The organism is Micromonospora sp. NBC_01739, assembly GCF_035920385.1.
Classification (GTDB): Bacteria; Actinomycetota; Actinomycetes; order Mycobacteriales; family Micromonosporaceae; genus Micromonospora.
This window is the reverse complement of sequence record NZ_CP109151.1, coordinates 5242505-5254680: the sequence shown is the minus strand read 5'-3', so window position 1 is coordinate 5254680 and position 12176 is coordinate 5242505. Positions and strand designations below refer to the sequence as shown.

The window sequence follows — 12176 nt, the reverse complement described above, 5'->3', positions numbered from 1 at the left end:
CTGTTCGCATGACCAACCTCACCCCGCTGCTGGCCTTCCGGTGGAGCCCCCGGGCCTTCGACCCGTACGCCGAACTCTCCCCGGCCGAGGCGGCGACCCTGCTGGAGGCCGCCCGCTGGGCCCCCTCGATCGGCAACGGGCAGCCGTGGCGGTTCGCGGTCGGACACCGCGACGACGACACCTTCAAACGGATCCTGGTCAACCTGTCCCCGGACGAGCAGCGCTGGGCCGGGCGGGCCAGCCTGCTGGTGCTGGTCGCGCACACCCGCGCCGGCCACCCGACGGCCGCGTACGACCTGGGTCAGGCGGTGGCCCATCTCACCGTGCAGGCCACCGCACTGGGGCTGCACGTACGCCAGGTGACCGAGCTGGACCGCGCTAGCCTGGCGGCAGACCTCGACCTGACCGCCGACCTGCGACCGTACGTGGTGGTGGCGGTGGGCCAACTGGGTGATCCATTGAGCCTGCCGGCCGACCTGGTGGCCGAGGAGACCGGCCTGCGACACCGGCAACCCCTCGCCGAACTGGTCCTGAGCTGCGGAAACACGGCACCCTGAACGGGCGGATGCGAATTGCGTCTCATAGTGCGGACCCACCTTCCCACCTTCCGTCCCATCACGTAGGGTGACTCTGTCATGTGGCAGGCGAGCCTTCTTCTTGGTCGCCGCGACGAGGCCTGAAGGCCGGCACCTCGTCGCGGAGTCGAACCGCGCCGCCAGCACGTCCCCGGATCCCTCCGCTCGGCACATCGCCGCCGACAGCCACTGCTGACGTCACATGACCCAGGAGAACTTCGCCATGGCCCACCAAGCCAGCACCACCGACATCGATTCCGATCAGATCGCCCGGCAGCAGCCCAGCCGGATGCCGTTTCGCCGGTACCAGCCGTACCAGCAGCAGTTCCGCATCGACCTGCCGAACCGCACCTGGCCCACCCGGCACGTCGAGGCCGCCCCCCGCTGGTGCGCGGTCGACCTGCGCGACGGTAACCAGGCCCTGATCGACCCGATGTCCCCGGAGCGCAAGCGCCGGATGTTCCAACTGCTGGTGCAGATGGGCTACAAGGAGATCGAGGTCGGCTTCCCGTCGGCCAGCCAGACCGACTACGACTTCGTCCGGCAGCTGATCGAGCAGGATCTGATCCCCGAGGACGTGACGATCCAGGTGCTCACCCAGTGCCGGGAGCACCTGATCGACCGGACCTTCGAGTCCCTGCGGGGCGCCCGCCGGGCGATCGTGCACTTCTACAACTCCACCTCGACCCTGCAGCGTCGGGTGGTGTTCGGGCTGGACCGCGACGGCATCGCCGACATCGCCACCACGGGCGCCCGGCTCTGCCAGAAGTACGCCGAGATCCACACCCCGGACACCGACATCCACTACGAGTACTCCCCGGAGTCGTACACCGGCACCGAACTGGAGTACGCCCTGGAGGTCTGCGCGAAGGTCATCGAGGTGATCGACCCGACCCCGGACCACAAGCTGATCATCAACCTGCCGGCCACGGTCGAGATGGCCATGCCGAACGTGTACGCCGACTCGATCGAGTGGATGCACCGGCACCTGCCCCGCCGGGACAGCCTGGTGCTCAGCCTGCACCCGCACAACGACCGGGGCACCGGGGTGGCCGCCGCCGAGCTGGGCCTGCTGGCCGGGGCGGACCGGATCGAGGGCTGCCTGTTCGGCAACGGCGAGCGCACCGGCAATGTCGACCTGGTGACCCTGGGGCTGAACCTGTTCTCCCAGGGCATCGACCCGATGATCGACTTCTCGAACATCGACGAGATCAAGCGGGCGGTCGAGTACTGCAACCAACTGCCGGTGCACGAGCGGCACCCGTACGCCGGTGACCTGGTCTACACCGCCTTCTCCGGCTCCCACCAGGACGCCATCAACAAGGGCTTCGCCGCGCTGAACGCCGACGCGGCGGCGGCCGGGGTACCGGTCGACGACTTCACCTGGGCGGTGCCCTACCTGCCGATCGACCCGAAGGACCTGGGCCGCAGCTACGAGGCGGTCATCCGGGTCAACTCCCAGTCCGGCAAGGGCGGGGTCGCGTACATCATGAAGACCGAGCACCAGCTGGACCTGCCCCGCCGGCTCCAGATCGAGTTCTCCGGGGTGGTGCAGCAGGTCACCGACCACGACGGTGGTGAGGTCGGCCCGGACACCATGTGGCAGATCTTCGCCGGGCAGTACCTGCTCGACCACCAGAGCGACCCGAAGGTGACCCTGACCGAGTACGCCATCGGCACCACCGACGGCAAGGTCGAGGTCACCGCGCAGGTAGCCCTCGCCGGGGAGCCGCAGACCCTGAGCGCGATCGGCAACGGTCCGATCGACGCGTACGTCAACGCCCTCGGCTCGACCGGGGTGGCGGTACGGGTGCTCGACTACCACGAGCACGCCCTCTCCTCCGGCGGGGACGCCCAGGCCGCCGCCTACGTCGAGTGCGAGGTCGACGGTCGTACGGTCTGGGGGGTCGGCATGGACGCCAACATCGTCACCGCCTCCATCAAGGCGGTCACCAGCGCCGTCAACCGCGCTCACCACTGAGGTGCAAGGAAGGGTCCCTTGTTAACGCATTCTGCATAGCAAGGGGCCCTTATTAACGTCATAGCTCGGTCCTCACTCCTTGCGGGGTGGGCGGTGGACGAGCAGGGCGGCGATGACCGCCCCGATCAGCAGCAGCCCGGCGCACCAGAGCAGGGCACCCCGGTAGGCGGCGGTCAGTTCGGCGCGCTGCTCGTACCCGGTGCCGGAAAGCCCGACCAGCAGCGGCAGGGCGGCTACCGCCAGCAGCCCGCCCACCCGGGAGGCGGCGTTGTTGAAGCCGCTGGCCACCCCGGCGAACCGGTCGGCGACCGCGGCCAGCACGGAGGCCGTCAGGGGTGCCACCACCATGGTCAGGCCTACCCCGAACACCACCACCCCGGGCAGCACCTGCCGCCAGTACGACGCGCCCGGGCCGACCTCGCGCAGCAGCAGCAGACCGACCGCGGCCAGGGTCGGCCCGACGGTCAGCAGCAGCCGTGGCCCGATCTTGGTGGAGAGCGCTCCGGCCGCCGGTGAGCCGACCAGCAGCAACAGGGTCATGGGCAGCAACGCCAGACCGGTCCCCAGCGCCGACCAGCCGACCACGTTCTGCAGGTAGACCGCGATGAAGAAGGTGAACCCGCCGAGGGCGGCGTAGACCAGCACGGTGAAGATGTTCAGAACGGAGAAGAGTCGGCTGCCGAACAGCCCGGTGGGCAGCATCGCGGTCTCCCCCCGCCGCCGCTCCACCAGGACGAACACCACCGCGGCCAGCACCGCCACCAGGGCCGCCCCGACCACCGAGGGGGCACTTGCTCCCCGCTCCGGGGCGTCGACCAGGGCGTAGGTGATCCCGGCCAGGGCCAGCGCCCCCCACAACGCCCCGGCCACGTCGAACCGCCGGCCCGCCCCCCGGGTCCGTGAGGTGCTCTCGTCCCGGCTCTCCGGTACCCACCGCAGGGCGGCCAGCACCACGAGCACGGCCAGCGGCACGTTCAGGAAGAAGATCCACCGCCAGGAGAGGGCGTCGATCAGCCAGCCGCCGATGAAGGGCCCCAGGGCGGTGGAGACCCCGGACAGGCCGGACCAGGCACCGATCGCCTTCGCCCGGTCGTCGGGGTGGAAGCTGGCTTGCAGCAGCGACAGGGAGCCCGGGGCCAGCAGGGCGCCGCCGACCCCCTGGAGCAGCCGGGCGGCCACCAGCCAGTCGGTCCGCAGGGCCAGGCCACAGAGCACCGAGGCGCCGGTGAACCAGATGACCCCGAGCAGGAAGATCCGCCGCCGGCCGAACCGGTCCCCCAGGGCACCCCCGAGCAGTACGAAGGCGGCCAGGGTGAGCAGGTACCCGCTGACCGTCCACTGTAGGCCGGCCACGGAGGCGCCCAGATCGGCGCCGAGCCTGGGCAGCGCCACGTTGACCACGGTGCTGTCCAGGAAGACCATGCCGGAGGCGAGTACGGCGGCCGCCAGGGTGCCCCGGCCGGCTGCCGTGTTCATCCGGAGCACGCGTACGGGTTCAGCCATGTCTACCAATCTGCCGTGCACCATCTGCCAGACACCACGAAACGCCAAAACACCGTACGGGTACTGTGCGGGATCGGCGGATGCCCGCAAGCTGGAGAGGTGTCGTCTGTGCGTACCAGATCAGGACCCCGCGCCCTGGGGGCGCTCGCGCTGGTCGCGGCGCTGACCTTCGGCGCAGCCGGGTGTGTCCCGCTCGAAGAGGAGCCGGGCGCGCGACCCAGCAGCGGCGGCGGTGGTGGCACCGCCGACCAGATGCTCTCCCAGCTCACCGTCGCCGAGGCGGGCTCGATGCGCGGCTACAGTCGCAAGCGCTTCCCGCACTGGCGCAAGACCGGCCAGAACTGCGACGTCCGCGACACCGTGTTGGAACGGGACGGCAAGGGCATCGAGCATTCCGGCTGCAACGTCGTGGGCGGCCAGTGGGAGAGTGTGTACGACGGCCGCAGCTTCACCGATCCGTCGCAGGTGGACATCGACCACATGGTGCCGCTGGCGAACGCCTGGCGATCCGGTGCGGACGAGTGGGATGACACCAAACGGGGTGATTTCGCCAACGACCTGGACCGGCCGCAGCTTTTCGCGGTTTCCGCCTCTTCCAACCGGGCAAAGGGTGACCAGGATCCGTCCCAGTGGAAACCGCCAAGCCAGTCGTACTGGTGCCAATACGCCGGGGACTGGGTGGCGGTCAAGCACCACTGGAAGCTGACGGTGACCAGTGCCGAGAAAGCCGCGCTGGCCGACATGTTGGAGGGCTGCACATGGGAGAGCAAGCCGTAGCCGGGGCCGACGGCGGCTCGACGCCCGAGCAGGCGCCGGATTCCGGCGCAGCGGAGGCGACCGGCAGCCCGGGACCGACCACCGCGGGGATGACCGCGGACGGCACGGCCGCCAGTGAGGTCGAGGTGCCGGGCGCGGGAATGACGGCCGACGCCGCAGGCCCGGCCGGTCCGCAGAGCCGCACCACGGACATCGTGCCCGGCCCGGGCGGGGTGATGACCGACGAGGTCGGGGTGGTCACCGGCGAGCTGACCCTGCGCACGGAGTTCGCGGACGGGCAGGTCACCCTGCATGTCCAGTACAAGGACGCGGACGAGTGGTACGTGGTCAGCGGCGGCAAGGCCGCGCTGGAGGCCGCTTCCGGGCTGGACGCGGTGCACAACATCGCGGTCGGCCTGCTGAACCGCCCCGAGGGCTGAACCCCGCAGACGTGGACAGCAGCCCCTTCCGGTGCGCGTACCGGAAGGGGCTGCTGCTCTACACGAAGGAGCCGGGCTCGCTGGGGGCGGAGACCACCTCGGGTTCCTCGCCCTCGCCGGCCGGCCGGACGATCTCCACGCTCACCTTGTGCGGACGCAGCTCGCCGCTGGCGATCCGCTCGGCGAAGTGGCAGGCGACCCGACTCTCGCCGATCTCCCGCAGCACCGGACGCTCGTCCGCGCAGCGGGTCGGCTGGGCCCACGGGCACCGGGTGTGGAAGCGGCAGCCCGCCGGCGGGTTGGCCGGTGAGGGCAGGTCACCGGCGAGCAGGATGCGCTCCCGACGGTCCTCGACGTCGGGGTCCGGCACCGGCACCGCCGACATCAAGGCCCGGGTGTACGGGTGCAGCGGCTCGGTGTAGAGCCGGTCCCCCGGGGCCTCCTCGACCAGGGCACCCAGATACATCACTCCGACGGTGTCGGAGATGTGCCGGACCACCGCCAGGTCGTGCGCGATCACCAGGTAGGTCAGACCCAGGCTGTCCTGGAGCTCGTCCAGCAGGTTGACCACCTGGGCCTGGATCGACACGTCCAGCGCGGAGACCGGCTCGTCGGCGACGATCAGCTCCGGCCCCAGCACCAGGGCACGGGCGATGCCGATGCGCTGCCGCTGGCCGCCGGAGAACTCGTGCGGGTAGCGGGACAGGGCCCACCGCGGCAGCCCGACCTTGTCCAGGGTCTCCGAGATGATCTTCCGGCGTTCCTCCCGGCTGCCCCCGATGCCGTGGGTCTGCAGGCCCTCGGTCAGGATCGACTCGATGTTCTGCCGGGGGTCCAGGCTGGACATCGGGTCCTGGAAGATCATCTGCATCCGCTTGCGCATGGCGCGCAGCTTGTTCGGGGCGAGGGTGGTCAGCTCGACACCGTCGAAGCTGACCTGCCCGGCGGTCGGCGGGTTGAGCTGGAGCAGCGCCCGCCCGAGGGTGGACTTGCCGCAACCCGACTCGCCGACCAGCCCGTAGGTCTTGCCCCTCGGGATGCGCAGGTCCACCCCGTCGACCGCCTTGACGTGGCCGACCGTCCGGTCGAACAGCACTCCCCGCTTGATCGGGAAGTGCACCTTCAGGTCCCGTACCTCGACGAGGATGTCGCTGTCGGTCATGGCTTCTCCTCCTCGCGCGGCGCCGGCACCTGGCCACCGGCCGAGGTCGCCTCGCCGGTAGCCGCCGGGTCGACCGGGTCGACGGGTGCTGCCGGGTCGACGGGTGCCGCTGCCGGGGTGGCGCCCGCCGGCGGGGCCGGGTTGACGCAACGGTAGCTGTGACCGTCGTGCGCCGTCACCAGCTCCGGCGGCTGCCCCACACAGGCATCCACCCGCCGGGTGCAGCGCGGCGCGAAGGCACAACCCTCCACCCAGGGCAGCAGATCCCGTACCGAGCCCGGGATGGGGGTGAGCCGCTCGCCACGTCCGGCGTCCAGCCGCGGCACCGACCCGAGCAACCCCACGGTGTACGGGTGCCGGGGCTCGCGGAACAGCGGACGCCGTCGGGCGGTCTCGACCACCCGGCCGCCGTACAGGACGTTGATCGTGTCGCACATGCCGGCCACCACACCGAGATCGTGGGTGATCATCACCAGGGCGGTGCCGGAGTCACGGACCAGGTCCTTGAGCAGTTCCAGGATCTGCGCCTGGATGGTGACGTCCAGGGCGGTCGTCGGCTCGTCGGCGATCAGCAGGCGGGGCTGGCAGGCCACCGCCATGGCGATCAGGGCCCGCTGCCGCATCCCACCGGAGAGCTGGTGGGGATATTCCTTCAGCCGCCGCTTCGGGTCCGGGATGCCCACCCGGTCCAGCAGTTGAGCGGCTTCCTTCGCCGCCGCGTCACCCTTCATCCCGCGGTGCCGGGTCAGCACCTCGGTGACCTGGAGGCCGATCGGGATGACCGGGTTCAGCGAGGAGAGCGGATCCTGGAAGATCATCGCGATGTCCCGGCCCCGGATGTCGCGCCGGGATCGGTCGTCGAGCTGGAGCAGGTCGGTGCCGTCGAAGACGGCCTTGCCGCCCACCGACAACCCGGGCTGCTTGGGCAGCAACCCCATGATGGCCAGCGAGGTCACCGACTTACCGCAGCCGGACTCGCCGACCAGGCCGACCACCTCACCGGCGTCGACCGTGAAGGAAACCCCGTCGACGGCGCGTACGGTGCGCTGACCGCGCCGGGCGAAGCTGACCGAGAGGTCTTCCACTTCAAGGAGGGCCATTGTTCTACTTCCGCAGCTTCGGGTCGAGGGCTTCACGCATCGCCTCACCGAGCAGGGTGAAGCCCAGCGCGGTGATGATGATGGCAACCGCCGGATAGATAGCCAGAGCGGGCCGGATGCCGAGCCACGGCTGCGCGTCGGCCAGCATCACGCCCCACTCGGGTACGGAGGAGTCCGGGTTACCGAGGCCCAGGTAGGACAGGGCGGCGGCCTCGATGATCGCGGTGGCCAGGGTCAGGGTGGCCTGCACGATGACCGGGGCCAGTGAGTTCGGCAGCACGTGCGCCAGCGCGATCTTCGGCTTGCTGACGCCGAGGGAGGTGGCCGCCAGCACGTATTCCTTGTTCGACTGGACGATCATCGAACCGCGCAGCAGCCGGGCGAAGACCGGCACCGAGACCATACCCACGGCGATCATGACGGTGATCAGGCTGGGCCCGAGCAGCGCCGCGATGCTCACCGCGAGCAGCAGGCTGGGCAGGGCCAGCAGCATGTCGATGAAGCGCATCAGGGTGGTGTCCACCATGCGGCCCCAGCGGCCGCCGAGCCCGGCGGCGGCACCCGCCACCCCACCGATCAGCGCACCGATCGCCAAACCGATCAGAGTGGCGACCACGCCGACCAGCAGGGTCTGCCGGGCTCCGATGATCATCCGGCTGAAGACGTCCCGACCCTGGTGGTCGTAGCCGAGCCAGTGTTCCGAGGAGGGGCCGGGGATCAGGCCCTGCCCCACCTTGACCACACCCTCGCGGATGCCCATGGTGTCCTTCGGGCCGTACGGCACGAAGAACGGTCCGACGATGGCTACCAGGACGAAGATGGCCAGGATGACCGCGCCGACGATGGCGGCGGGGTTACTCCGCAGCCGGCGGAACGCGTCCTGCCACAGGCTTACCCCGCGCTCGTCCTCCCGGGCGGCCAGTTCGGCGAGGCGGTCGATCTTCTCGCGCTTCTTCCCGCTGATGATCGTCATCGGACCCTCACCCTCGGGTCGATCAGGCTGTACGAGAGGTCCACGATCAGGTTCACCAGTACGTAGACCACTGCGATGATCATGATGAAGCCCATCAGAACGGGATAGTCACGGTTACTGATGGACTCGGCGAGGAAGGCTCCGATCCCGCTGAAGGCGAAGACAGTCTCGGTGAGCACCGCCCCGGAGAGCAGGCCGCCGGTGAGCAGACCGATCGAGGTGGCCACCGGCAGCATCGCGTTGCGCAGCACATGCCGACGGCGTACGACGTTCTCGGTCAGGCCCTTGGCCTCGGCGGTGCGGACGAAGTCCTCGCCCAGCACCTCCAGCACACTGGCCCGGGTGATCCGGACGATGATCGCCAACGGGATGCTGGCCAGGGCCATGCCCGGCAGGATCAGATGCCAGAGCGCATCGGCGGCGGCGTCCCACTCCCGGGTCATCAGCCCGTCCAGAACGAAGAAGTTGGTGATCCGGGTGGCCCCGAGGATCGGGTCCTGGCGACCGCTGGAGGGGAACCAGCCGAGGTTCTCCGAGAAGATCGCCTTGAGCACGTACGCCAGGAAGAAGACCGGGATGCAGATGCCGATCAGCGACCCGCCGACGGACGCGTAGTCGAGGAACCGGCCGCGCTTGCGGGCGGCCAGGTAGCCCAGCGGGATGCCGATGCCGATCGCGATCACCATGGCGGTGATGGTCAGCTCGATCGTGCCGGGGAAGCGCTGGAGGAACTCCGTGGTCACCTCGCGCTTGGTGGAGATGGAGGTGCCGAGGTCGAGGCGGACCATCCGCTTCACGAACCGGCCGTACTGGATCAGGATCGGCTCGTCGAGGCCGAGGTTACGGCGGATGGCGGCCCGCATCTCGGGCGTACCCCGCTCGCCGAGGATGGCGGTCTCGGGGCCACCGGGCAACCGCCGGAGCCAGATGAACAACAGGATGGAGAGCCCGAACAGCGTGGGTATCAGCTGTAGTAGGCGTCTGACGATGAACCGGAACACGGCCGCCTCGTGGGTGTGCTGAGGATCGCGGGCGGACGCTGTGGGTAACAGCGCCCGCCCGCGGTCGGTGCTTCAGGTCAGGACTTGAACTCGGCGGTGGAGAACCGCTCGTCGGTGAGCGGGCTCGCCTTGACCCCGGTCACGTCCTTGCCGAACACGATGGCCGGCGGCGAGTGCGAGATCGGCACACCGGGCAGGAAGTTCATGATGTCGGCGTTCAGCTCCTTGTAGAGCGCGATCCGCTCCGCCATGTCGGCAGTGCTGTCAGCCTTCTTGAACTTCTCGAACAGGGCCGGGTTGTTGAAGCCCCACTCGTCCTTCTGCCGGTCGAAGAAGGTACCGATGAAGTTGTAGCCGTCGCCGTAGTCGCCGGTCCATCCGAGGAAGTGGATGTCGTGCTTGTCACCGGAGGTGGTGGCGTTGAGGTAGTCCGGGCTCCACTTGAGCGGGATCGCCTCGATCTTGATGCCGACCGCCTGGAGGTCCGCCGAGATCAGCTCGAACAGGTCCTTCGGGTTCGGCATGTACGGCCGGGTGACCTCGGTCGGGTAGTGGAACCGCAGGGTCAGGTCGGAGGCACCGGCCTCGGCCAACAGGGCCTTGGCCTTCTCGACGTCGTAGTCGTACTTGGTGACGTCGCCGTTCCAGCCCTCGACGGTGTCGGGGAAGAAGTTCACCGCGACCTGAGCGCCCGGGGGCAGCTTCGAGTCGACCAGGGCCTGGCGGTTGATCGCGTGCGCGAGCGCCTGCCGGACCTTGAGGTCGGCCAGCTTCGGGTTCCCCTTCTGGTTGATCGCCAGGTAGAGGATGTTGAAGGCCGGACGGGTCAGGACGTTGAAGCCCTCGCCCTTCAGCGGCTCCACATCGGCCGGACCAACCAGGTCGTAGCCCTGGATGCCGCCGGAACGCAGCTCCTGCTTACGGGCGTTCTCGTCCGAGATGGTCTTGAAGATCAGGCTCTTGAGCTTGGCCTTCTCGCCCCAGTAGTCCTCGTTGCGCTCCAGGGTCAGCGTCTTGTTCGGGACGTCCCAGGACTTGAACTTGAACGGGCCGGTACCGGTCGGGTGCGCGGTCGCGTACGCCGGGTACTTGATGTCATCCGCGCTGCCGGTGATGTTGCTGGCGTCGTACTGCTCCAGCGCCTTCGGACTGTGGATGGAGAAGGACGGCAGCATCAGGGCGGCCGGGATCTTGCTGGAGACCCGGGTGAAGGCCAGGCTGACCGTGGTGGGGTCGGTGGCGGTGCAGGACTTGAAGAGGCTCTCACCGAGAGTGGGGTCCTCGTTGGCGGCGTAGCCACCCATGATGTCCTGCCAGTACGCCGTCACGTCCGGGCTCTGCATCAGACCCTTGGCGTTGTACCAACGGTTGAAGTTGTAGCAGACGGCCTCGGCGTTGAACTCCTCGCCGTCGTGGAACTTCACGCCGGTACGCAGCTTGAACGTCCAGGTCGTGCCGGCGGCGTCCGGCTCCCAGGACTCGGCGAGACCGGGACTGACCTTGGTGCCGCCCTCCTCCGGGCGGACCAGAGTCTCGAACACCTGACGGGCCACGCGCAGCGATTCACCGTCGCTGGCGAGGCTGGGGTCCAGCACCTTCGGGTCTCCGGCAACGCCGAAGACGAGGGTGTCCTTCTTACTACCGCCGGAACCTTCTTCGCGGTCGCTTTCGGCGCAGCCTGCTACCGCGAGGGCCGCGGCCGCGATGGCCGCGATAGCGACCTTCGGCCTGGATGCACGCATGGTGCTTTCACCTCGTCCTAGGGGGTACGGACAACGTGGTGACAGGGTCACCGCTGGCGGTGACCATAGCTCCCGTTCGGACTGGCCGGAAACGGCACGGGAAGCTCTTGGTACCGGATCGTGTCCTTAGTGACCAGCCGCTGTAATACGACCCCTCGGACTATCGGACAAACAACCCAATAAGCCCACGCCAATCGATATCATTCTGTTACATCGATCGACCGCCGGATCAAGGCGCTGTCACACCCCGGCGGCCCCGTCGGGCCGTGCCCGCAGCACGCGGACACGGCCCGCAAGGTCTCCCGTGGACTCCCACACGGGCGCCTCTTTAGACGGTTCGGTGACCGATTCAGACGGCCCGACGCCCCTCGAAGGCACGCCCCAGGGTGATCTCGTCGGCGTACTCCAGGTCACCGCCGACCGGCAGGCCACTGGCGAGCCGGGTCACCGAGATCCCCATCGGCTTGACCAGCAACGCCAGGTAGGTAGCGGTCGCCTCACCCTCGGTGTTCGGATCGGTGGCCAGAATCAGCTCACGGACCACCCCGCTACCGAGCCGGGTCATCAGCTCCCGGATCCGCAGGTTGTCCGGACCGATGCCCTCCAGCGGATTGATCGCTCCACCGAGCACGTGGTAGCGCCCGCGGAACTCACCGGTCCGCTCGATCGCCACGACGTCCTTCGGCTCCTCGACCACGCAGACCACCTCGTCGCTGCGGCGCGGGTCGCGGCAGATCCGGCACTGGTCCGACTCGGCGACGTTGTAACAGTTGGTGCAGAACCGCACCAACTCCTTGACCTTCCGCAACGCCCCCGCCAGCCGATTGACGTCGGCCGGGTCCGCGGACAGCACGTAGAAGGCGATCCGCTGGGCACTCTTGGGACCGACCCCCGGCAGCCGACCCAACTCGTCGATCAGGTCCTGGATGGCACCCTCGTACAT

At 68.9% G+C, this 12176-nt stretch carries 11 protein-coding genes; 4 read left to right on the top strand and 7 right to left on the bottom strand.

The window, feature by feature from the left end:
- Positions 1–8 precede the first annotated feature (8 nt).
- Both OIE53_RS23805 and leuA read left to right on the top strand, forming a co-directional pair.
- On the top strand, positions 9–557 hold the full coding sequence (locus OIE53_RS23805; RefSeq protein ID WP_327023713.1) for a nitroreductase family protein: 549 nt from the start codon (positions 9–11) through the stop codon (positions 555–557).
- 220 nt (positions 558–777) lie between these two features.
- Positions 778–2556 carry a 2-isopropylmalate synthase gene (leuA, locus tag OIE53_RS23800; RefSeq protein WP_327023712.1) on the top strand — a complete coding sequence of 593 codons (1779 nt, stop codon included), beginning with the start codon at positions 778–780 and terminating at the stop codon, positions 2554–2556.
- Between the two features lie 72 nt (positions 2557–2628).
- On the opposite strand, the gene OIE53_RS23795 is transcribed toward leuA, so the two are convergent.
- Complete coding sequence (locus OIE53_RS23795; RefSeq protein WP_327023711.1) at positions 2629–4059, bottom strand: MFS transporter; 1431 nt, start codon at positions 4057–4059, stop codon at positions 2629–2631.
- Positions 4060–4167: 108 nt separating this feature from the next.
- Here OIE53_RS23795 and OIE53_RS23790 point away from each other — a divergent pair, with 108 nt between their 5' ends.
- Entirely contained in the window at positions 4168–4836 is a 669-nt protein-coding gene (locus tag OIE53_RS23790; protein ID WP_393341944.1) for an HNH endonuclease family protein, read from the top strand.
- Entirely contained in the window at positions 4818–5255 is a 438-nt protein-coding gene (locus tag OIE53_RS23785) for a hypothetical protein (RefSeq protein WP_327023710.1), read from the top strand. Before OIE53_RS23790 ends, OIE53_RS23785 begins: the two co-directional genes overlap by 19 nt.
- 58 nt (positions 5256–5313) lie before the next feature.
- On the opposite strand, the gene OIE53_RS23780 is transcribed toward OIE53_RS23785, so the two are convergent.
- The 6 genes from OIE53_RS23780 to recR form a co-directional block, all read right to left on the bottom strand.
- A complete protein-coding gene (locus OIE53_RS23780; protein WP_327023709.1) occupies positions 5314–6417 on the bottom strand; it encodes an ABC transporter ATP-binding protein in 1104 nt (367 codons plus the stop codon).
- Positions 6414–7517, bottom strand: a complete 1104-nt coding sequence (locus OIE53_RS23775) for an ABC transporter ATP-binding protein (RefSeq protein WP_327023708.1) — start codon at positions 7515–7517, stop codon at positions 6414–6416. The genes OIE53_RS23780 and OIE53_RS23775 overlap by 4 nt, the downstream gene beginning before the upstream one ends.
- Before the next feature lie 4 nt (positions 7518–7521).
- Positions 7522–8490 (bottom strand): ABC transporter permease, encoded by a 969-nt coding sequence (locus OIE53_RS23770; RefSeq protein WP_327023707.1) that lies wholly within the window; start codon positions 8488–8490, stop codon positions 7522–7524.
- Complete coding sequence (locus OIE53_RS23765) at positions 8487–9491, bottom strand: ABC transporter permease (protein ID WP_327023706.1); 1005 nt, start codon at positions 9489–9491, stop codon at positions 8487–8489. Before OIE53_RS23765 ends, OIE53_RS23770 begins: the two co-directional genes overlap by 4 nt.
- 77 nt (positions 9492–9568) lie before the next feature.
- Entirely contained in the window at positions 9569–11233 is a 1665-nt protein-coding gene (locus OIE53_RS23760) for an ABC transporter substrate-binding protein (RefSeq protein WP_327023705.1), read from the bottom strand.
- Between the two features lie 349 nt (positions 11234–11582).
- A complete protein-coding gene (gene recR, locus OIE53_RS23755; protein ID WP_327023704.1) occupies positions 11583–12176 on the bottom strand; it encodes a recombination mediator RecR in 594 nt (197 codons plus the stop codon).